The sequence below is a fragment of the Thermonema rossianum DSM 10300 genome, from assembly GCF_000426825.1.
GTDB classification, from domain to species: domain Bacteria; phylum Bacteroidota; class Bacteroidia; order Cytophagales; family Thermonemataceae; genus Thermonema; species Thermonema rossianum.
In genome coordinates, this window is the sequence record NZ_AUGC01000012.1 from 52,892 (window position 1) to 75,503 (window position 22,612).

Consider the following 22,612-nt stretch of genomic DNA (forward strand, 5'->3'; position numbering starts at 1 on the left):
AGTATGCTCCGTGTGGACGAAAGGCTGCGACAATTCAAAAAAAAGTATTACCTCTATCAAGCACTACGAGGTGTACTTCTTTCTTTTCTGCTTACTCTAAGCTTTTATTTGATCTTCGCTGTATTGGAATACTTCGGGCACTTTCACTCTTCGGTGCGTGCCCTTTTCTTTTTTGGCTTGCTCTTCACCCTCAGTGGCACACTCCTTTATTATGTGCTCCGTCCATTGGGCGCTTATGCCGGCTTTTATAGCTTAATGAGCGATGAAGAAGCAGCCCGCTATATAGGCAACGAAATTCCGGAAATCAGCGATAAGCTTTTGAATGCTCTTCAGCTTAAACGTCAGTTCAATGGGGAAGACCGCCTGCTACTGGCTGCCATTGAACAAAAAGAAGCGCAAATTGCCGGTATTTCCCTGTGGAAAGCCCTTCCCATAGAGGAAACCAAGCAAGCTGCCCGCTATTCCTTAATTCCGCTATTGCTACTTATTATTTTGTTTCTGGCAGTGCCTTCTTTGCTGGTCGAAAGCTCACAGCGCATCATTCAATACAAAAAACATTTTCCCAAGCCTGCGCCTTTTCAATTTCTATTGAGCAACACAAAGCTCTCTGTGTTTCGAGGCGAAGACTTGCCCCTCGTTGTTGAAACCAAAGGCAAGCTCATACCCAAAGAGATGTATGTAGTTTTGGACCAAAGCACCGGCATTCCCATGCAGGCAATAGGTGAGGGGCGTTTTGCCGCTACCTTGCCCAATATTCAAAAAAGCCACCGGCTCTTTTTTCAATCCGGTGAATATACTTCGCATGAATATCAGATAGAACTCAAAGAAAAACCCTTCTTATTGGGCATAAAACTTAGTGTAGAATATCCTGCCTACACCGGTAAAACCCAAGAAACATTTCAGAATGCTACCAACCTGCTGGTACCCGCCGGAAGCAAAATTACATGGCACATTCTGTCAAAATACGCACAAAAAACAAGCATATTCTTTTCAAGTGACTCAACCGAAGTAGAAGCCCAAGCAAACGGCAAAGACAACGACAGAGTGCTTAGTAAAAAGTTTACAAAATCAACTATATACCAAATCATTCTTTACAATGCCGACACCAGTCTGCAAAGCAGCCCTTATCAAATAGATGTGATTCCCGACTTAGCTCCCGTCTTGGAAGTACAAAACTTTGAAGACACACTCAGCTATCGTTTGGTAGGTATTGCAGGCAGTGCACGGGATGATTACGGAATTTCCCGGGCTGTTTTTGCTTATCGCATCTTACGCAAGGGCAGCAAAACAGCAGCTTTCAAGCAGCAAGCGATTCGTATGAATGGCAGCAACAACTATGTACGCCTGCTGCATGAGTTTGACCTCAGCCCCTTGAACCTGCAACCCGGTGATGTGGTCGAGTATTTTGTGCAAATATGGGACAACAACCAAGTCAACGGGGCACAATCTGCCCGCAGCCCCTTGTATCGCTTTGAAATACCTACCGCCCAAGAGTTAGAAAAAGAAATTAAAGAAGAAAGCCGGCGCAGCGAGGAAAAAATGCGCAGTGCCTTGGAAAAAGAAAAAGAGCTGAACGAAGAGCTCAAACGCGCCGAAGAACGCATGCGCCTGAAAAAACAACTGGACTTTTCCGATAAAAAACTACTGGAAAATATCATTCAAAAACGGCAGGATGTAGAGCAAGAAATTGAACAACTGCAAGATGAATTCCAAAAGTTGCAAGACAAAATCAATCGTTTTGAACAGCCTTCACCCGAGCTGATGGAAAAAATGCAAGAGTTACAAAAACTCATGGATACCCTGCTCGATGAAGAAACCAAAAAACTTTACGAAGAACTGCAGCAGTTGCTCGATAAGATGATGCAAGACCCCGAGGTTTTGAAAAAACTGCAAGAGATTCAACAAAACGAAGAAGAACTTGAAAAGTCCTTAGAAAGGACCCTTGAGCTGTTCAAGCAGTTGCAGTTTGAGCAACAACTCGAACAAAGCATCGAAAAGCTCCATGAGCTTTATCAAAAACAAGAGCAATTGCAACAAGAAACACAACAAACCAAAGCCAAGGATCAAGAAAAACTTAGCGAACTAAAACAACAACAAGAAGAGCTTCAAAAAGAGCTTCAAAAAGTAGAGGAGGATCTGAAAGAGCTTCAAGAGCTCAACGAAAAGCTCAGCACCCCACAAGCCATGCCCGACCTGCAAGAAGAGCAGCAAAAGGCAAAAGAGTCAATGCAACAAAGTATTCAGCAATTGGAGCAAAAGAATCCGAAAAAAGCCGGCGAGCCGCAACAAAAAGCCAAAGAGCAAATACAGCAAATGCAACAAAAGCTGCAGCAAATGCAGCAGTCCATGCAGCAGCAGCAAATACAGGAAAACATACAAACGCTTCGGCATATTCTTGACAATCTGCTGCAACTTTCTTTTGAACAAGAACAGCTCATCGAGGAAACACGGCAAGTCAACGTGCAAGACCCGCGTTATGTGGAATTGATTCAAAGACAATACAAGATTGAACAAAGCAGCCAAATCGTAAAAGACAGCCTGTGGGCACTTGCCAAGCGTGTCTTTCAATTGCAATCCTTCATCACAGAAGAGGTGGGAGAGATGGAAACTGCTTTAAAGCAGAGCCTTCAGTCAATGAAAGAGCGTAAAATACGCCAATCCAATATTTACCAACAACAAGCCATGACCCGCATCAACAACTTGGCGCTCATGCTTAGCGACCTGTTGGAGCAAATGCAAAACCCTGCCGGTTCAGGGAAGGGCAAGCCTCAAAAAAACCAAAAAAACACCCCTTCCATGAGCGAACTGCAAAAGCAACTCAATCAACAAATACAACAGCTGAAAGAAGGGAAACAGCAGGGGCGGCAACTTTCCGAACAACTTGCTAAATTAGCAGCCCAACAAGAACTGCTACGCCGAAAAATAGAAGAACTTCAAAAAAGTGGAGAGCTGAGCCCGGAACAAAAGCAGATGCTCGAGGAGATAAAACAAGAGATGGAAAAAACAGAAAAAGACCTCATCAATAAAAACCTTACTCAAGAAACGCTCAAAAGACAAAAAGAAATAGAAACCCGGCTTTTGGAAGCAGAAAAATCGCTGCGCGAACGCGGCGAGGAAGACAAACGAAAAGGCGAAACCGCTACACCCAAAGAACGCAAAGAGCTGCCGCCACCCCTGCGTGAATACTTAAAAAAACAGCAGGAACAGCTCGAGCTTATAGAATCTGTGCCACCCAGCATGACCCCTTATTTTAAACAACGCACCGATGAGTACCTCAAACAAATTAAACCTTAACACGATGGATTCTATCCATATACAAATTCCGTCGCTCATTGAGAACATTCGCATCATTGAAAGCTTCATCGACAACGTAAAAGAAGCTTATCAATTATCTGACGACATTTATGGAAACATCATGGTTGCCGTAACCGAGGCAGTCAACAATGCCATTGTACACGGGAACAAACAAGACCGTAAAAAGAATGTAGATTTGACCTTGCACTTCTATGAAGACATGATTTGCTTTGTGGTGGAAGATGAAGGCGAAGGTTTCGACTACCATCATTTGCCGGACCCTACCGACCCGGAAAACCTGCATAAACCACATGGCAGGGGCATTTATCTTATAAAACAGCTGTGCGACGAAGTGAAATTTAAGGACAACGGCAGACGCATAGAATTAATTTTCTACATCAATGGACAATATTAATTTCTTTTTTGAGGAGATTATTCCGCCGGCTTACCTCCGGGAAGAAAGCAAAGCATGGTTGGTGCAAATAGCCAAGCATTTCGAAGCCGAGATTATAGCACTCAATTACATTTTCTGCAGCGACGAATACTTACTGCAAATCAATCGACAATACCTTAACCACGATTATTATACTGACATCATCACTTTTCCCCATTCCGAAAGCCACCTGTTCATAGAGGGCGATGCCTTCATTTCTATAGAACGAATCGAAGACAATGCCCAAACATTAAATGTGTCGCCTAAAGAAGAGCTGCATAGAGTAATGGCACATGGCTTACTTCACCTGCTTGGCTTCAAAGACAAAACAGAAGAAGAAGCCGCAGAAATGCGCAAGATGGAGGATTGGGCGCTGTCACTGCGTGTTCCACGTGGAACATAAAAAACGCCATTCCATTCATCCGGACTAAAGCCTCAAAAAGAGGCTTTTTTCTTTTATATCGACATTAAAGAGTGGGGGAGAGGCCACAAACCCCATAAAAAGCCGGCATTCCCCGGTGAATTACAGAACAACTTCAAAACCTCTGAAAATTAATATCTTTGCAAAGAGAAAAGGAATGTTCCACGTGAAACATTTTAAATAAGAAACCAATGTTCCCTGAATACGATGTAATAGTAGTAGGTGCAGGGCATGCCGGCAATGAAGCGGCGGCAGCAGCAGCCAATTTAGGTTCCAAAACCCTGCTTGTCACCATGAACATGCAGGTAATAGGGCAGATGTCGTGCAACCCTGCCATGGGCGGTGTGGCCAAAGGGCAAATAGTACGGGAAATAGATGCCATGGGCGGGCTTTCGGGCATCGTAACAGACGAAAGCATGATTCAATTCCGCATGCTGAATCGCTCCAAAGGTCCTGCCATGTGGAGCCCCCGCAGCCAAAACGACCGCATGCTGTTTGCCCAAAAATGGCGTTTGGCGCTCGAAAAAATCGCCAATCTTGACTTCTGGCAAGACATGGTGGTAGGCTTGATAGTAAAAGACAAGCGCGTGAGGGGCGTCAAAACAAGCATGGGGCACGAAATATACGCCAAGGCAATCATTATCACCAGCGGCACCTTCTTGAATGGTATCATACACATAGGTGAAAAACAATTTGGTGGAGGCAGGGCAGGCGAACGGGCGGCTACCGGCATTACCGAGCAACTGGTTGAACTGGGCTTTGAAGCCGGCAGAATGAAAACAGGCACGCCCCCCCGCGTAGATGGGCGCACACTCGACTACAGTAAAATGACAGAGCAACCCGGCGACGACCCGCCCGGTAAATTTTCTTTCATGGATACAAGCCCGCTTACCAAGCAAAGAAGCTGCTGGATGACCTACACCAACCCCAAGGTGCATGAAGTGTTGGCAACGGGCTTTGATAAATCGCCCATGTTTACCGGCCGAATCAAAGGGCTGGGACCACGCTACTGTCCATCCATAGAAGATAAAATCAATCGTTTTGCCGAACGGGAACGCCATCAAATATTTGTAGAACCGGAAGGCTGGGAAACGGTTGAAATCTATGTCAATGGTTTTTCGACTTCTTTGCCCGAAGATGTGCAATACAAAGCTTTACGGCTTATTCCCGGATTTGAAAATGCCAAAATGTTTCGTCCGGGCTATGCCATAGAGTATGACTTTTTCCCCCCCACACAGTTAAAATCCACTCTGGAAACCAAACTGGTGGAAAACCTTTTCTTCGCCGGGCAAATCAATGGCACCACCGGCTACGAAGAAGCAGCCTGCCAAGGATTGATAGCCGGTATCAATGCGCATTTGAAAGTACATGACTTACCACCTTTCACTCTGAAGCGTTCGGAGGCATACATAGGTGTGCTGATCGACGACCTCATTAATAAAGGCACCGAAGAGCCTTACCGTATGTTTACCTCACGCGCAGAATATAGATTGCTGCTCCGGCAAGACAATGCCGATTGGCGATTGACAGAAAAAGCCTACAAGCTGGGACTGGCCTCAGAAGAGCGCTACCGCCGCTTTTTAGATAAAAAAGAAAAAATAGAGAAAGGCATTCGCTTGGTAAAAGAAGCCCGTATTAGTCCCGAAGAAATCAATGGTTATCTTGAAAGTATTGGTTCTGCTACCATCAAAGAAAAAGTAAGCATTGAGCGCTTGTTGAAACGCCCCGAGTTGAATATCTATCAGCTGATAGAACACATTAGCCACTTAGAACCCTTGCGGCATTTCAGCAATGAAGTATGTGAAGAAATAGAAATCATGATTAAATATGAAGACTACATTGAGCGGGAAGAAAAAATGGCTCAAAAAATGATGGCATTGGAAGATTACCGCATTCCCGCAAATTTCGATTACGATTTGGTAAAAGCTCTGTCGGCCGAAGGCAGAGAGAAACTCAAGCGCTTGCGTCCCGAAACACTGGGGCAAGCCTCCCGCATCAGTGGCGTGTCGCCCTCCGATGTATCCATTCTTATGGTTTACTTAGGTAAATAAAAGCGAGCATGAACAACAGTCAAATAGAAGAACTCGCTGCGTGTCCTGTTTGTGGACATGCAGCGTTTTCCCTCTGGATACGCACCAAGGACTTCAGCATCAGCCAAGAAGATTTCGATATAGTTTCCTGTAAAAAATGTGGTTTTAAATTCACCAACCCGCGCCCGGCTGAATCTGCCATCAGCCGGTATTACGATAGTAGCAACTACATTTCTCACCATGACGAAAAGCGCGGGCTTATGCCCTTACTGTATAAGTGGATACGTGAACATATCACCCTTAAACAAAAACGGAAGTGGATAGAGCAAATGCTGCCACACAAAGGCAAACTGTTGGATGTAGGTTGTGGCACCGGCCACTTTCTGCTTCATATGCAAAAGCATGGATGGGAAGTGACAGGTATTGAACCCGCAGCAGAAGCAAGCAAAAAAGTAAAGGAAAACGGCATTCAGGTTTACAGCCACTTAGAAGAAGCAGCACCCCATGCCCCGTTCGATGCCATCAGCATGTGGCACGTACTGGAGCATGTGCATGACCTGAAAGGCTATCTGCAAAAATTAAAAAAACTGCTAAAACCAGATGGTTATCTTTTCATAGCCGTTCCTAATATCAACGCTTACGATGCTCAACTCTATGGAGCACATTGGGCAGCCTTAGACGTGCCCCGTCACCTTTACCATTTCGCACCTTCTCACATAAGACTACTTTTAGAAAACAATAAATTTCAATTGCAAAAAACTATAGGCATGCCCCTCGATGCCTATTATATCAGTTTGTTGAGTAGCGAATACCGCTCGGGCAGGAAAAAATGGATACAAGCTTTTTACCACGGCAGCTTGTCTAACTTACGGGCACTCAAAGATAAAAACTACTCAAGTTTGGTGTATATAGTTAACAAAATCAACCAATAAAACAGACCTCTCAAAAACTTTCAAACCTTGTACAACACCGAAACCTTTTGCAACACATCTTCTGAAATAGGCTTGCTTATAAAGAATATTTTGTGGGGATAGTCGGCAAAAGCATTTTCATCAATTTCCGTCTGTATGGCACTCGACATAATCACAAAAGTAACCTCCTTCCGTAAAGAAGCCGGTAACTTCAAAAAACTTTCCAAAAAACTATGTGCATTCATTTCAGGCATGAGCACATCCAAAAAAATCACCTGAGGGAAATCATCCAAGCGTCCCAAGTCAAAAGCAGTCAGATAATCCAAGGCATCCATGGCACGCTCAAACAACAAAATGTTATCGGCAAACTGATACTTTTCCAAAATTTTTTTTGCTAAAATCGCATCCAATTTACTGTCATCGATAATTAGTACATTTCTAAGGCTCATAATTTTAAAAATTTAAGGGCTTTGCGGTTTTATGATAAATATAGAAATTTTTTAACTTCCTTAATAAAAAGGAATCAATGAAAAAGAATCAAAAGACAAAAGTTATTTCCATAGTCAATCAAAAAGGCGGAACAGGCAAAACCACCACGGCAGTCAATCTGGCAAAAGCCTTGGAATTGCTTGGATACAAAGTCTTGCTTGTCGATTTTGACCCACAAGGCAGCCTCTCCTATTACCTCGATATAGAAGATGCAAGCCCCAACATAGCCGATGTGCTTCTTGGCGAAGCCAACATAGAAGATGCGCTGCTTCAGGTCAGCGGCATGCACGTGTTGCCATCCAATACGGAACTTGCCGACTTGGAAATTTCCTTAGCCAATTACGATGCAAGGGAGTCTTTATTAAAAGAGTATTTGAGCCGCATCCAAGAAAACTACGATTATATTATTATCGACTGCTCGCCTTCGCTTTCCTTGCTCACAGTCAATGCCTTGGTGGCCTCTCATCATATTATCATCCCTATTCCGATGGAAGTATTGAGTTTTCACGGGCTGCACCTGATTAAAGACACCGTGCAGGCGGTGAAAGAAACGCTCAATCCTTCACTCAACATCCTGGGCATTTTGGTTGTGAAATATTCACCTGTACGCCGTATCACCACCCAACTACTGACTGCTATACAAGAAGAGTTTTCCGATACGCTTACGTTTAAAACCAAAATACGTCTGGATACCCGCCTCATAGAATCACCGGCCTATGGGAACAATATTTTTGAAACCGCCCCCAATTCAAAAGGCGCAGAAGATTATCTGGATTTTGCAAAAGAAATCATTCAGCTCACAAAAAAATAACGTTCTGTTTTACTCATAACTTTTCAACACCATGCAAGCAAGTCGTTGGTTTTGCTCTGCGATGCTTACCGGCATCGGTTTATTGCTATTGTGCCGTTGTGCCAACCCCGGAGCCCTCACCGGCGGTCCTAAAGACACCATACCGCCGCAAGTGGTTAAAAGAATACCACCGCTCGGACAAACAAACTTCAAATCACAAGAAGTAAGCATTACCTTCAACGAGCCCGTACGCAGCAAGAACCTTCAGCAAGAACTTATCATCACGCCACGACTGCAAGAAAAAGACGCTTATGAAATCATAGAAAAGAAATACAGCATCATTTTACGCTTCAAAAAACCACTTTTGGAAAACACAACCTACAGCATCCACTTCCGGAACGGCATAGTAGATGCCACGGAAGGCAACGCCGCCCAAGAAGCCATGATTGTGTTCAGTACGGGCGCCCAATTGGACTCCCTGCAAGTAGGTGGAACATGCACGCAGGCACTCAGTGGTGAAAGCATCGAAAACGCCCTGGTAGGACTTTACCCCGCTCATGACAGCATAGACCCCGCCCTGCATGAACCTCTATATCTGACAAAAACCAACAACAAGGGGCAGTTTCGCTTGCAATTTGTGAAAGCGGGCAGCTATCAACTGTTTGCCATCGATGACCAAAACAACAACGGCAAATGGGACAAAACGGAACTATTGGGCTTTTTGCCCGAAGCTCTTTCGTTGCAAAACTCTATAGATAGCCTTCACATAGAACTGGTACCACAAGACGTAAAAGCGCCCCAAATAGTCGGCAAGCGCGCCTCCGGACAATATGCCTATACAGTCATTACCTTTAATGAAGGAATCGACTCCTGCCACTTACAACCCGCTTTGCCCTTCGTGCTCGACAAATCGGGCCGCATATTAAAGCTGTATCATCGCGACAGCCTCGAAGTGCAAATCACGGCAAGAGATTCAACAGGCAACCTGCTGCACGATACCTTGCAGTTGGCGGCGCCCCAAGGAAAAGAAAAAGAAAAATTTGAAGTGGATATTAGCGAAAGCTACCAAGCCTATACACAAGAACTACAATTGAAAATACATGCCAATAAACCCATTGCCCGGCAAATCGATAGTCTGTTCTATGCTTACATAGACCAAGATACGCTGAATAAGCAATTGTTTGCCCGGGCGTATTTTCAACAGCCAACCCCCAACCGGCTGGTATTCAAACAAAAAATTGATTTTCGCGACAGTGCCAAAATATTCATCGACAAAGGTTGGCTCATCTCTATAGAAGAGGACAGCAGCCAAACCCAATGGAGCAAAAAAGTGAATCACGCCAACCCTAAAGAGTTCGCTACCCTGCGGCTCTACATAGAAAAAAAAGAAGGTGAGCGCTGGATTATGCAGCTGCTCAACAAAGAAAATAAAGTAATCCAAGAGCACAAAGTGGGTAGTGAACCTATCGAAATAAAAGGACTTCCCCCCGGTGAGTACAAACTCCGTTTTTTTCAAGACAGCAACGCCAACGGACGGTGGGATAGTGGCAACTACAAAGAGAAAATTTTACATGAAAAAATATTCATATATAACAAAGCCCTTCGTTTAAAAGCCAATTGGGAAGTAGAAGAGCGTCTCGTCATAGAGTAGTTGAATTCTTTGAAAAGTACAATAAAGCTAAATGTGGATAACGCCCGTTTGCAGGGAAAAGTTATCCACATTTGCTTCTAAAGCTGTGGATAACTCCCGTTTTTTTGTGGATAAGTATGTGGATAACTCGAGCACTTATCCACATTTAAAAAAAATTTGTGGATAACTTTTTCCACACTCAAAAAGTTATCCACAGTCCACTGAAGTTATCCACAAGTTATCCACAGCTAAAGCCCACTTATCCACAGAGTTATCCACATTTACACATAAAACAAAAGTAAGATGTGGATATGTGGATAACAGTTATCCACAATGTGGATAACTATATTTAACTAATTGATTGTCAGCAAAAAAGTTATCCACACCCCTGTGGATAACTCATGTGGAAAACTTTTTAAAAATAGTACTTTACAAATATTTTTTTCGTTCGTCGAATACTTATCCACATTTTTTGCGCCTATAACAATAACAATAGAGAATTAAATTTTTATTAAAAATTATTGTTATTAGTAGAAAAACAGGGCTTGCACATTTCAAAAAAAATCGTTATATACTATAAGCCTGAAAGTAGTGTATGGAAAAAATACAAAAAATCAAGTGGATAACTTTTCTGCTGTTGAGCCTATCCACCAACTTGTGTGCACAAATCAATGTCAACTTATCATTGGCAAGAGAATACTTCCAAAAGGGTGAGTGTGACAAAGCCATTACCGAATACGAAAATATTATCAAAGAAGCCCCGGAATATTTTTTGGTGGTTTATCCACAATACAAAGAGTGTTTGTGGAAAAGTCGCTCTTGGAAGGACTTGGAAAAACTGATTGAAAAGGCAGCAAAAGAAGCCCCCGACAATCCCGCTTATAAAATAGACCTGCTGAGCTTTTACGAAGAGCAAGGCGAAAAACGCAAGGCAGAGAAGACTTATCAACAGCTTGTGGATAAGTTTGCCGCTTCTTATGAACAGGCCGTGGGCGTTGTGCATTGGCTTATGGAAAAGCAGCAATGGGCGTGGGCGAAGGCTTTCATCAAAGAAGCGCGGCGGCGTTTATATGAATATGCCTTTGCCATAGAGATGGCCGAAATTTATGCTTTGGAGCGCAATGTGGAAGCCATGCTTGACGAGTACCTTTTGATTGCCTACAATGACCCGGCTCAAATAGATTTGGTCAAACAGGCTTTGCAAGAACAGTTCGACAACCAAGCATTGATACAGCGGGCAGAGCAGCGCATGCTGGAGTTGAGCCGGCAATACCCGGATGAAAAAGTGTTTCTCGACCTCTTGATTTGGCTGTATGTGCAAAAAGGCGATTTCGACAACGCTTTTTTGCTTAGCAGGGCTATGGATAAACGTTTTCAACTAAATGGGCAGCATCTCTTTCAGATGGGCATGATAGCCTATTACAACCGGGCTTATGAAGCCGCTGACCGTTTTTTTACCTACATCAAACAGCAATACAAAGATTCTTATTTGAGCTATGCGGCTGCCCGCTACAGCATCGCTTCCAAAGAAGCACTTATTAAGCAGCAAAATGAGCACTCACAAGAGCAACTGCAGCGCATTGCAGAAGAATACCGTCAGATGATTCGTACCGGGCGCGGGCGCCCCGAAGTAAAAGAAGCCTATACCGGTCTGGCTTTCCTGTATGCCAATTATTTGCATCAAGCTGACTCGGCACTTTACATTTTAGACGAAGCTCTGAAGACTTATCCACAAGAAAAAGAGTTTGTGGCATGGGCTAAAATCCAGAAGGGCGATGTGCTCTTGCTCATCGATCAACCTTGGGAAGCAGCTTTGCTTTATGCACAGGCAGAAAAAGAAGTAAAAGACAGTCCGGTGGCCTACGAAGCCAAACTGCGCCGTGCAAAGCTTTTTTATTATACCGGCGAGTTTGAATTGGCAAAAGAATATTTCAACATTTTGAAAGCAGCTACTTCGCGCCAAATAGCCAACGACGCTTTGCAGATGAGCCTGCTGATTAGCGAAAATCAAGACAGCGATTCTACCAGCCGTGTATTATTGGCGTATGCCAAGGCTGATTTGCTTTTCTTTCAACAACAATATGCTGCTGCCTATCGCTTGTTGGACAGCCTCAAACAGCAAGCCGGGGGGCATCCCATCATGGACGATATTTTGTGGATGCAAGCAAAAATTGCCAAACAGTGGAATAAATACGAGGAGGCTTCTGCTTTTTACCGCCAAATCGTAGAGCAGTTTGGCTACGAAATATGGGCAGATGACGCACTTTTTGAACTGATGAATCTTTATTACCATCACTACAAAGACCACAAGCAGGCAGCCGGCTATGCCCTGCGGCTTATCAAAGAGCATCCGGACAGCATATATATTTCACAAGCCCGTTTTCTGCTTCAAAAAATAGAGCAGCAGGTGAACTAAAAAAATCTTACCCAAATATGGTATGGTATGTAAGTTTTTATTAAATTGGAAAATATAAAAACGGGCTTTAAAACAGAATAAGTTATGGAAATTAAGCGTGTTTACGACCTGCTGCGCTACCAACTTGAGCATTACCAAAAAAAGGACGCAGTCGCAGACAAGAAGAGTGGAGAGTGGAAAAGCTACAGCACTCAAGATCTGATGCAAATCTCCGACGAAGTGGCCTTAGGATTGCATACACTCGGCATTCAGAAGGATGATAAAGTGGCCATCATTTCCAATAACCGCACCGAGTGGAACTTTGTGGACTTTGGTATTCAAAAGATAGGGGCGGTAAGCGTGCCTTTGTATCCTACCATCACTGCCGACGATTACTTATATATACTCGAACACTCCGAAAGCAAGATTGTTTTCGTAGAGAACGAAGAAATTTATACCAAAGCACTTGAAGCAGTAAAAAAAAGCAAACATCTTTCAGAGAAAAACATTTACACTTTCGACCAAATAGAAGGTGCCCAACACTGGACAGCCGTGCGGGAAGCTGCTAAGCAAGCCGACAAGAGCCTGCTGGAGCAAAGAGACAAAGAAATTCAAGCCGACGACTTGTTTACCATCATTTACACCTCAGGCACAACCGGCAAGCCCAAAGGCGTGATGCTTACCCATAGCAATGTGGTAAGCAATGTGTTGGCTGCTATTGAAAACCTCGTACTGGATTATCGCCATAAAGCGCTCAGTTTCTTGCCTCTCTGTCATATCTTTGAGCGCACCTTGGTAGCAGCTTATATTTATAAAGGCATTTCTATTTACTATGCCGAAAACATGGACAAAATCGGCGACAACATTCGCGAAGTGCAGCCCCATGTGTTTACGGCCGTGCCTCGCGTACTTGAAAAAGTATATGCCAAACTGGTGCAAAAAGGCTACGAGCTTTCCGGCTTGAAAAAGAGTCTTTATTTCTGGGCATTGGACCTGGCCAAAGAATACGACACGCAAAAAGATCAGGGGTTGCTATACAACATTCAGCTTGCCATTGCCAACAACCTGATATTTTCCAAATGGCGTGAAGCCTTAGGCGGCAACTTGAAATACATTATTTGCGGCAGTGCCGCACTCAACCCCATGATAGCCCGTGTCTTTTGGGCTGCCTGCATTCCTATCTTGGAAGGTTACGGCATGACCGAAACTTCGCCTGTGATTACGGCAACCAGTCCTAATAAAGAAGATGTATGCATTGGAACTGTGGGCAAGGTGATTCCCGGTGTGGAAGTGAAAATAGCCGAAGACGGCGAAATATTGGTGAAAGGACCCAACGTGATGAAAGGATATTACAAAGACCCCGAAAAAACCAAGGAAGTCTTCGATGAAGAAGGCTGGTTGCATACCGGCGACATCGGGGAGTTTGTGCAGGGCAAATACCTGAAAATCACAGACCGCAAAAAAGAAATGTTTAAAACTTCGGGCGGTAAGTACATTGCACCGCAACCCATAGAGAATCAATTGAAAGCCAGTTTCTTGATAGCCCAAGCCATGGTGATAGGCGAAGGGCGCAAATTCCCGGCAGCCTTCATTATGCCCGATTGGGAAGCCCTTACCGACTGGTGCAAAAAACATGGCATTCCTACAGACAGCCGCGAAGCCATGATACAGCACCCCAAAGTGCTGGAAAAGTACCAGGAAGAAGTGGATAAGGTAAATGAAAAGTTGGCGAAATACGAGCAAATCAAGCAATTCCGCCTGGTACCGGATGAGTGGAGCATAGAAGGCGGCGAGTTGACGCCCACACTAAAACTCAAACGCCGCAATATCTTGGCCAAGTATAAACACTTGGAAGAAGACATCTACAAACTCAATGAAGAGTTGGCGTAATTTCCCTGTTTTGGTTAGAGACAAAAACACGGCTCAGTATAAGAGCCGTGTTTTTTGTTAGTAACAATTTTTGCTGTTATTAACAATCTTAGCTCCTTTTTTGGAGCAGATCAAAGGAGTATCTAAGAATTCTTTGGTGATATGGCCTGGCTTGCAAATGCAACAATAAAAAATATGAAATTAAACAGAAGGGCAACCGGGATAATATAAAAACCTGTGAGAAACTCTATGTCAAATTCCAATGCAAGCTCCTCTTGAATAGAGTTATATAGCAAAACAAAATCTATCAGACCAAGGAACGAAGCAAAGAATAGAATAAAGTGCTTTATTGTTATAGGAAGGAACGAAACTATAAGGGCTATAAAGGCAATGGCAAACAAGACAATGGCATATACGTTGGGTGCTACTTTTCGTTGCTGATTTTTTTCCGAAAAAGGGTCTTCATAATTTATGGAGGTGCCTGTTATTAATTCGGTTCCCTTGACTCGTGCAATTTCTTTGTCGTCACACTTGATTAAGACAAAGGGAAGAAAGAAAGCAATGAGTACTACCGTAAATGAAACTTTGGGTACATAGCCTGCGAGTTTTCGTATAGCTCTTTGTGCTTGCATAAGTTTTTGTAATTTAGGTTAGTATATCCTGAAAACATAGTGCCTTGTACGAAGTATAGTTGTTTCAAACGAAAATCAACTTTTATGCCAATTTCAAGCTTGTACTTTTTTGCCCATGCACAATACTTCTTACCGATAAAAATAAAAACTCATATATGTTACGCATAGTCCTTTTTTCAGCCTTTGGCCTTGTGGTGAGTTATATGGTGAGCGAGGCACAAACGGTGCAGCCATTATTGCCGCCCCCCGGCTATGTGGAAAAAATAAAAGAAACGGTTTACCGCGAACACCTTTTTACCTTAGCCGCCGACAGTATGGAAGGGCGAGCCATGGGCACCACAGGGCAGAAAAAAGCAGCGCTTTACATAGAAAATGAGTTGAAAAAGGCGGGATTGGAAGTACACAGGCAGGCTTTCGATTATGTGCCGTGGTACACCATTGAGAACCTAAGCCTGCACATAGACGGCAAAACCTACGACATACGCAAGCAGCAGCTGGTGCCTTACATAGTGCCCGATGCAGGAAGCCGGCAATGGACAAAAAAGGCACGCATTGCAACAGATGGTAAGCCTTCCGAAGATGTGAACATTGTAGATGTGTTTTTTTGGCACGAAAAAGATTTTGCTTCCTACGAAGCATTGGATATGACCTTGAAAATGGAATTGCTGCCGCAAATGCCCTTCAATAAAACGGTGATAGTGGTGTTGGACTTCGAAAAAAACGCCGGGAAAGCTCTCTTGAAAAAGTTTAAGCAGAATTCCGGCTATCATTACTTAAAACCGCCCGGAAAAAACATTTTTATTGTGCCGGCATCTTTTGCCGGGGAAGTAGATTTGAGTTATCCCAAAGAATTGTTGGTCAGGCAAGATATTAAAGGCGGAGAAAGCCAAACAACTGAAAATATCATAGGGATTGTACGGGGGCAACAAGCCTTTACGCCACAAGAAGAATTTGTGGTGTTGAGTGCTCACTACGACCATCTGGGGATAAGGTACCGCAAAGTGTACAATGGGGCAGACGACAACGCATCAGGGACGGCCGGTCTTTTGAGCATAGCACGTGCTTGTGCAATGGCTGCCCGCAACGGACACAAGCCCAAGCGAAGCATGCTCTTTGTTTTTTTCACCGGAGAAGAAGGAGGGCTTCATGGTTCCCGCTTTTTCACGACTTATCCCCCCGTGCCTCTTCAGCAGATTGTAGCTGATGTCAATGTGGATATGATAGGACGTGTGGATAAACAGCACGCAGGCAGACAAAAATATGTGTATTTGATAGGGGGACGTTTGATATCCCATGATTTGCACCGCTTGGTGTATGCAGTAAACAAAGCTTGTTGTGGTTTCTACTTAGATGAATATTATAATTCATTGAGCCATCCGGAAAGCTTGTTTACGCGCTCCGATCACTACAACTTTGCCGTGCACGATATTCCGGTTGTTTTCTTTTTTTCCGGCTTTCACGAAGATTACCACAAACATAGCGACGACCCCGAAAAGATAAATGTCGCCCGTGCGGTGCTTATTAGTCGCTTGGTTTTTCAAGTAGGCTGGGCGCTTGCTGAACAAGATACCCGCCCAAGAGTTACCTATTCTTTTAGCAAATACAAGGAATAGTATTGCTTAGTCGTTTTTTTGAGCCATATTGTGCATATAAACCGTGCGAATAGGGAAGGGTATGTTGATACCTACTTCACCGTAACGCTTATGCAGCGCCTTGATGAAGGCATGCACCAGTTTGAAGCGATGTTGGGGACCGATGCATTTCAGGCGGATGGTGTAATCGATGCTTGAATTGTTGAAAGTGTGGAAGTTCATAAAAGGCTCATAGGAAGGGTCGCCACCTTCCACGCTGCTCATGACTTCTTTGGCTACTTCCTTGGTTATTTTTTCCACAAATTCAAGGTCGCTGTCATAGCTGACCCCCACAGTCACGGGTAGCAGCAATTCCGGCGTGCCCGAGTTGAAATTGGTCACAATGGCACTGCCCAGCTTGGCATTGGGAATGATGATGTAGTTGTTTTCCAACGAAAGCACCGCCGTATTGCGCCATGAAATATCTTGCACAAACCCTTCTTGTCCGCTGTCCAATACTACATAATCGCCGGGACGCACTTTTTTTGAAAGAATAATTTGCACACCTGCAAAAAAGTTGCTCAGGGTGTCCTGTAGTGCCAGAGCCACCGCCAAACCACCAACCCCGAGGGTAGTAAGAATGGGCGCCAGCGATACGCCCCACACATCCAAAATAAAAGTGATGCCAATGGAGATGATAATGATTCGTATGATATTGGAAAACAGCGAGGTGGAAGGCAGGTGAAGTCCCCGTGCCGAACGTAGTGCATTTTGCACCAAGTCGGCCATGAAGCCCTGGGCAAAGAGTGTAAAAATGACAATGTAAAACGAAGGGAGGAGCTTCTGCCGCAGGGTTGCTTCTACCGCCGGCTTGAAATGGAGCAGATGAACAGATAAGTGAAAGGAGAGCACAACCAACACCAAGGTGAGCTTATGGCGTAGTGCTTTGACCAACAGGTCGTCAAAATCGGTGCGGGACTTGTGTGCCAGTTTCTGCAACCAAGGCACTATGAGCTTTTCAAGCAGGCGCCCGGCAAAGTAGGCAGCCAAAGCAAAAAGAATAGAAAAGGTGAAGGGAATTTCCGTGCGTATGTACTGAACAATATCCTGGATACTCATAGCTTTTACCTTAGCTTTTTAATTTCGGGTTGTTTTTATGTCTTTCCTTGTCGCGCCGGGTCTTTTTTTCAAGTGAGCGCTGCATGGCTTCTTCCAAGTCCACGCCTGTTTGATTGGCAAGACAGGTCAATACGAAGAGTATATCGGCCATTTCTTCTGCAAGATTGGGCACTTCGCCTGCTTTAAAAGACTGTTCGCCGTAAAGACGTGCCATCACACGCGCCAGTTCGCCTACTTCTTCCATAAGTATGGCGGTGTTGGTAAGCTCATTGAAATAGCGCACACCATGACTTTTTATCCATTCATCAACGGTTTGTTGCAGCTCTTTTAGTGTCATACTTCCGGTTTTTCCATTCTATTTCCTTTTGAAAGACTATGTAAATTAGCAATAAAAGATGAAAGACATAAGCATACAATTCATAGGCTACGAAATAAAAGAGAGAAGGCAAGGGGTAGTTCAGCTTTCTGAAAGCAAAGGCAATAATTGCAGACTGCAACAGCCATTTGACCATCCACACTTCTGCCACGTGAAGCGGCATGCTGAAAGCAAGTGCCACGCCGGCAATGCCCCATAGCATGGGAAGGGCAAGTATTGCCCGGATGCCTAACGGAAGTGAAAAGAGTCCTTCTATCCATCGGCGGCGTTGTTTCAGTAGTGCCTTCCAGCTGTCAAGAGCAAGGGTACGACAACTGACTTCCGCAGAAAAAATATGCAGTAGCCGGTAGCCCTTTTTCTGTATGGCATGACTGAGGGCATAATCTTCGGTCACATGAAAAGGTATATTTTCATAGCCGCCCACTGCCCGGTAAGCCTTGGGGCAAACCATCATGTTGTTGCCCAGAGCCGTGAGCGGGCGCCTCATGCGAAAGAAAGCATAAAGCATGGTTTGGGCGAAAGTCCAATCGATGCTTTGCAATTTGCCCAAAAGCCCTTTTCCATCGGCAAAGGTGAAGCCGGTGGCGATGCCCACGCCCGGCGAATAGGCGTGCAAATAGGATTTTATCCATGAAACGGGCGCTTCCGTGTCGGCATCTAAGATAAAGACAAAACTTCCGGTGGCATGCTGCATCAATTGATGCAAAACGTTGGCTTTTCCACGCAGGTTGGGGTGGTTCGAGGGCGCTATGTCGAGCAGTTGAAAACTTTTTTGTTGTGTTGCCGGCAGTTGTTTGATAAAAGCTGAAACCACTTCAGCGGTGTCATCGGTCGATTGGTCATTGCCTATAAGTATTTGCAGGCGGTGGGGGGGGTAATCGAGCCGGGTGAGCGAGTGCAAACAGCGCCGGATGGTGGCGGCTTCGTTGCGGGCTGCTATTAAGACACTGACTTGGGGGTAGTCTTCTGCAGCTTTTTTGTCGAAAGAAACACTGCTTGCCCGGAATACAGCCCGGGCAAGCAGCAAGTAATAAATAATCAAAAGAAAAGTAAGGAGCCCAAAAAAAAGAAACAGGTTCATGGCAGAGGCTTTTAGCTGACTACAGCCCCGGCCTGCACGACCGCTTCAGGCGACACAAATACCAGCCGGCCGTCTTTATCTTCTGCCATCAGTACCATGCCTTGCGATTCTACCCCCATCATCTTACGGGGTGCCAGATTAGCCAGCACACACACTTGTTTGCCCACCACTTCTTCGGCTGAGAAATGCTCGGCAATGCCACTTAAAATGGTGCGTACCTCACCGTTGCCCATATCCACGCTCAATTTGAGCAGTTTTTTACTTTTGGGCAGCTTTTCCGCCTCGCGTATGGTACCTATGCGGATATCGAGCTTGGCGAAGTCTTCGTATTGTATGGTGTCTTTGTAGCTATTGCCTTGGGCAATATCCTGATTGCTTTGGCTCATGCTCTTTAATTTTTCAATTTGTTTTTGAATAACTTCGTCTTCTATTTTTTCGAACAAATGCCCTATTTTTTGCACCGGTGTTCCTTCTGCAAGCAACTGCGGATTGCCGGCTTGTTCCCAGCTGCAATCGCCTTCCATCGCCAAGGCTTGAAGCAATTTTTGTGCGGTGAAAGGTAAGAAAGGCTGGGCAAGGATAGCCCAATTGCCTATCATCTGCAGGCAGTAGTGCAGCACGGTGGCAGTTCGTTCCGGATTTGTTTTGAAAAGCTTCCAAGGCTCTTGGTCCGTAAGGTATTTATTGGCCACACGCGCAAAATTCATCAGCTCTTGCAAGCCTTCCCGGAAGTGAAACTGCTCGACGGCTTGAGCTATTTTTTCGGGATATTGCCGGATGGCGTCTATCAACACTTGGTCATCGCCGGTGGGTTGACTTGCTGCCGGCACCTTGCCTTCAAAGAATTTGTGTGTGAGCACAAAGACACGATTCACCAGATTGCCTATATTGGCAACCAGCTCACTGTTGTTTTTCTCTTGGAAGTCTTTCCATGTGAAGTTGTTGTCTTTTGTTTCGGGGGCATTGGCTGTGAGTACATAGCGCAATACATCCTGTTTGCCGGGAAAATCTTCCAAATACTCATGCAGCCACACTGCCCAATTACGGGAAGTGGATATCTTTTCATTTTCTAAGTTCAGAAACTCATTGGCGGGTACGTTATCGGGCAAAATATAGCCGCCATGCGCTTTGAGCATCACCGGGAATATGATGCAGTGAAAAACGATATTGTCTTTGCCTATGAAGTGAATAAGCCGTGTATCTTCCTTTTGCCAGTAGTCTTTCCACTTGTCGGCCTCGCCTTTTTGCCGGAAATATTCCATCGTAGCCGATATGTAGCCGATGGGGGCATCGAACCACACATAAAGCACTTTGCCCTCGGCACCTTCGACGGGCACTTTGACGCCCCAGTCCAGGTCACGGGTAACAGCCCGGGGCTGCAAGCCGGCGTCTATCCATGATTTGCATTGCCCGTAAACGTTGGTTTTCCAATCGTGACGGTGCTCTTCAAGTATCCATTGGCGCAGCCAGTTTTCATATTCGTTCAGTGGCAAATACCAATGCTTGGTTGCTTTTTTGACCGGTTGGGCACCGCTCAGCATAGAACGCGGGTTCAACAACTCTTCCGGGCTGAGGGTGGAACCACAACGTTCGCATTGGTCGCCATAGGCATTTTCATAGCCGCATTTGGGGCAGGTGCCTTGAATGTAACGGTCTGCAAGGAACTGACCGGCTTCCGGGTCATAGAATTGTTCCGTTACTTTTTCTATCAACTTGCCTTCATCGTAGAGTTTTTTGAAAAAGGCAGCGGCCACTTCATGATGCAGCGGCGAAGAAGTGCGGCTGTAGATGTCGAAGCTGATGCCAAATTGCTCGAATGAGTTTTTAATGAGTTGATGATATTTATCGACGACTTCCTGCACACTCATACCTTCTTTTTGGGCACGGATGGTGACAGGCACGCCGTGCTCGTCAGAGCCGCAGACAAACACCAGGTCACGCCCACGCAAACGCTGATAACGCGCATAGATGTCGGCGGGGATATATACACCGGCCAAGTGCCCGATATGTACCGGTCCGTTGGCATAGGGCAGAGCAGCCGTGATGGTATAACGTTGAAATGTTTTGGACATAACTGTTTGAATTTGCGATAGTATGCAAATATAAAAAGGATGCGAGACTTCGCATCCTTTATGTTGAGTTTGAACGGATGCTTGTTTGAACTTAGGGAAGCGTATAAAGCACACCTATGTTGATGGCACTTTTGAACTGAGTGGCAGGACCTACGGTGCCATCGTCACGGGTTACGGCCACATCTTCGTCATAAATCAAGTTGGTGGTTACTGTGGCATTGAACAGCTTGTTTACTTTGAAAATGAGCTGGTTTTCCCAGAATATGTCTATTTCCTGAAATTGGTCTTTGTATTCAGAAAAAGCAAGGAAGGAGGTTTTAAACCGCAGATTTTCCATTACCTCATAATCGACATTGATTTGCATGCTGATGCCTGCAATCTGGGTGCGTACTTTTTTGCCCGGTTCTACACCATAGGCACCTTGTTGAGAGAGGGTGTCGTCCAGCACAAAAGTAAGTTTCGAAGACAAAGGCGAAAGCGAAGCCGAAAAGCCATCTACTTTGTAGGTAATTCCCAAGGCAGTGTTGAGATAAGCGGGTGCCATGAACCGGGACACAAATACTTCCCGTTCATTGCCCAAAGAATCCTCTTCATATTTGAAGCCTTTGTCAAATTGGGTACGAAAATCTACATTGGCATTGAACTTCCAGTGCTTGCTGTCGAAGAGACGACGGCTGTAGTTGGAGCGCAGAATAATTTGGTCGTCGGTTTTGCGAAAAGGACGTTCCTTGCCCCCTTGCCGTGCTTGCCCATAGGCAAGGTCGAGGCTGTTTTGCCAGGTGCTGCGCTCTGTTTCGCGGTTGGCATTGACACTTGCCAAGCCGGTGATAGAAATAGAGCTTTGCCCACCACCTGCCCAGTTGGAAAGGGTTACTTGCGAAAAGTTCAAACCAAAAGAAGCCTTTTTGGTCCAGGGCGATATTTGGCGGGTGCTGTCTTGCGGGTTATCGGACTGCGCAAAAGAAAAGAAAGTGCTCATGTAGAAGCAGAGCAGCAAAGAAACATGTTTCATATCAAAAATGAGGGTTTTTTATGATGCCATAGAACTGAGTAAATCCCGTACGCTATTGAGCGAGTTTTCGGTCAATGGTTTGGTGATAAACTTAATTACATACTCGTTGTCCACGATCTTATCGATGTCACGTTTGTTGTCGGAGCTTGATAAGATGACGATTTTGCACTTTTTCTTTACTTCTTCGGGAAACATTTCGAACTCGAACAAAAACACGAAGCCGTCAACAATGGGCATGTTGATATCAAGGAAAATTAAATCGGGCAGGTTTTCCGGTGTGTTTACATTGGCTTCGATGTACTCGAGGGCGCTTTTTCCTGAGTTCTTTATCTCAACTCGATTGGCGAATTTGGTGATTTCTATAATTCGCTTGCTGATGAAGTTATCCGTGTCGTTGTCATCAACGAGCATCACAAGGTCAACGGCAGGTGCTTTTTCCATAATGTTGTTAGCTTGTAGTTTTAAGCAAAAATAAACTTTTTTGGCA

At 44.8% G+C, this 22,612-nt stretch carries 18 protein-coding genes; 10 read left to right on the plus strand and 8 right to left on the minus strand.

Annotation, left to right across the window (positions count from 1 at the left end; all coding sequences use genetic code 11):
- The first annotated feature begins 3 nt into the window (after positions 1-3).
- The 5 genes from K384_RS09355 (at position 4) to K384_RS09375 (ending at position 7,110) form a co-directional block, all read left to right on the plus strand.
- On the plus strand, positions 4-3,294 hold the full coding sequence (locus K384_RS09355) for a DUF4175 family protein (RefSeq protein ID WP_038031689.1): 3,291 nt from the start codon (positions 4-6) through the stop codon (positions 3,292-3,294).
- 4 nt (positions 3,295-3,298) lie between these two features.
- Complete coding sequence (locus K384_RS09360; RefSeq protein WP_038031691.1) at positions 3,299-3,709, plus strand: ATP-binding protein; 411 nt, start codon at positions 3,299-3,301, stop codon at positions 3,707-3,709.
- Positions 3,696-4,130: an rRNA maturation RNase YbeY gene (gene ybeY, locus K384_RS09365; protein ID WP_038031693.1), complete on the plus strand. Its 435-nt coding sequence runs from the start codon at positions 3,696-3,698 to the stop codon at positions 4,128-4,130. The genes K384_RS09360 and ybeY overlap by 14 nt, the downstream gene beginning before the upstream one ends.
- A 209-nt stretch (positions 4,131-4,339) precedes the next feature.
- The gene (gene mnmG, locus K384_RS09370; RefSeq protein WP_038031695.1) at positions 4,340-6,199 is read left to right on the plus strand and encodes a tRNA uridine-5-carboxymethylaminomethyl(34) synthesis enzyme MnmG; all 1,860 of its coding nucleotides are present in this window, start codon (positions 4,340-4,342) and stop codon (positions 6,197-6,199) included.
- Positions 6,200-6,207: 8 nt separating this feature from the next.
- On the plus strand, positions 6,208-7,110 hold the full coding sequence (locus tag K384_RS09375) for a class I SAM-dependent methyltransferase (protein WP_038031697.1): 903 nt from the start codon (positions 6,208-6,210) through the stop codon (positions 7,108-7,110).
- 20 nt (positions 7,111-7,130) lie between these two features.
- Here K384_RS09375 and K384_RS09380 read toward each other — a convergent pair whose 3' ends face one another.
- Positions 7,131-7,538, minus strand: a complete 408-nt coding sequence (locus tag K384_RS09380) for a response regulator (protein ID WP_038031699.1) — start codon at positions 7,536-7,538, stop codon at positions 7,131-7,133.
- Between the two features lie 77 nt (positions 7,539-7,615).
- Between K384_RS09380 and K384_RS09385 the strand changes: the two genes are divergently transcribed.
- The 4 genes from K384_RS09385 to K384_RS09400 all read left to right on the plus strand — a co-directional run bounded on the left by K384_RS09385 (position 7,616) and on the right by K384_RS09400 (position 14,283).
- Positions 7,616-8,389 (plus strand): ParA family protein, encoded by a 774-nt coding sequence (locus K384_RS09385; RefSeq protein ID WP_038031701.1) that lies wholly within the window; start codon positions 7,616-7,618, stop codon positions 8,387-8,389.
- A gap of 31 nt (positions 8,390-8,420) precedes the next feature.
- Positions 8,421-10,019: an Ig-like domain-containing protein gene (locus K384_RS09390; protein WP_084147185.1), complete on the plus strand. Its 1,599-nt coding sequence runs from the start codon at positions 8,421-8,423 to the stop codon at positions 10,017-10,019.
- Between the two features lie 574 nt (positions 10,020-10,593).
- Complete coding sequence (locus K384_RS09395) at positions 10,594-12,414, plus strand: tetratricopeptide repeat protein (RefSeq protein ID WP_038031704.1); 1,821 nt, start codon at positions 10,594-10,596, stop codon at positions 12,412-12,414.
- 84 nt (positions 12,415-12,498) lie between these two features.
- Positions 12,499-14,283, plus strand: coding sequence for an AMP-dependent synthetase/ligase (locus tag K384_RS09400; RefSeq protein ID WP_038031706.1), 1,785 nt, complete (start codon positions 12,499-12,501; stop codon positions 14,281-14,283).
- Between the two features lie 122 nt (positions 14,284-14,405).
- Here K384_RS09400 and K384_RS09405 read toward each other — a convergent pair whose 3' ends face one another.
- Positions 14,406-14,894, minus strand: a complete 489-nt coding sequence (locus tag K384_RS09405) for a hypothetical protein (protein WP_038031709.1) — start codon at positions 14,892-14,894, stop codon at positions 14,406-14,408.
- 155 nt (positions 14,895-15,049) lie between these two features.
- On the opposite strand from K384_RS09405, the gene K384_RS13440 reads away from it, so the two are divergent.
- The gene (locus K384_RS13440) at positions 15,050-16,507 is read left to right on the plus strand and encodes a M28 family metallopeptidase (protein ID WP_157630118.1); all 1,458 of its coding nucleotides are present in this window, start codon (positions 15,050-15,052) and stop codon (positions 16,505-16,507) included.
- A gap of 6 nt (positions 16,508-16,513) precedes the next feature.
- Here the strand turns inward: K384_RS13440 and K384_RS09415 are convergent, their stop codons facing one another.
- The 6 genes from K384_RS09415 to K384_RS09440 all read right to left on the minus strand — a co-directional run bounded on the left by K384_RS09415 (position 16,514) and on the right by K384_RS09440 (position 22,566).
- Positions 16,514-17,584 carry a mechanosensitive ion channel family protein gene (locus K384_RS09415; protein WP_051633291.1) on the minus strand — a complete coding sequence of 357 codons (1,071 nt, stop codon included), beginning with the start codon at positions 17,582-17,584 and terminating at the stop codon, positions 16,514-16,516.
- A 10-nt stretch (positions 17,585-17,594) separates the two neighbouring features.
- A complete protein-coding gene (locus K384_RS09420; RefSeq protein WP_038031710.1) occupies positions 17,595-17,921 on the minus strand; it encodes a nucleotide pyrophosphohydrolase in 327 nt (108 codons plus the stop codon).
- Positions 17,890-19,041 (minus strand): glycosyltransferase, encoded by a 1,152-nt coding sequence (locus tag K384_RS09425; protein ID WP_051633292.1) that lies wholly within the window; start codon positions 19,039-19,041, stop codon positions 17,890-17,892. Before K384_RS09425 ends, K384_RS09420 begins: the two co-directional genes overlap by 32 nt.
- 11 nt (positions 19,042-19,052) lie before the next feature.
- Positions 19,053-21,113, minus strand: a complete 2,061-nt coding sequence (gene metG, locus K384_RS09430; protein WP_038031711.1) for a methionine--tRNA ligase — start codon at positions 21,111-21,113, stop codon at positions 19,053-19,055.
- Positions 21,114-21,204: 91 nt separating this feature from the next.
- Positions 21,205-22,125, minus strand: a complete 921-nt coding sequence (locus K384_RS09435) for a DUF3078 domain-containing protein (protein WP_038031713.1) — start codon at positions 22,123-22,125, stop codon at positions 21,205-21,207.
- 18 nt (positions 22,126-22,143) lie between these two features.
- Positions 22,144-22,566, minus strand: coding sequence for a response regulator (locus K384_RS09440; RefSeq protein ID WP_038031715.1), 423 nt, complete (start codon positions 22,564-22,566; stop codon positions 22,144-22,146).
- Positions 22,567-22,612: the final 46 nt, after the last annotated feature.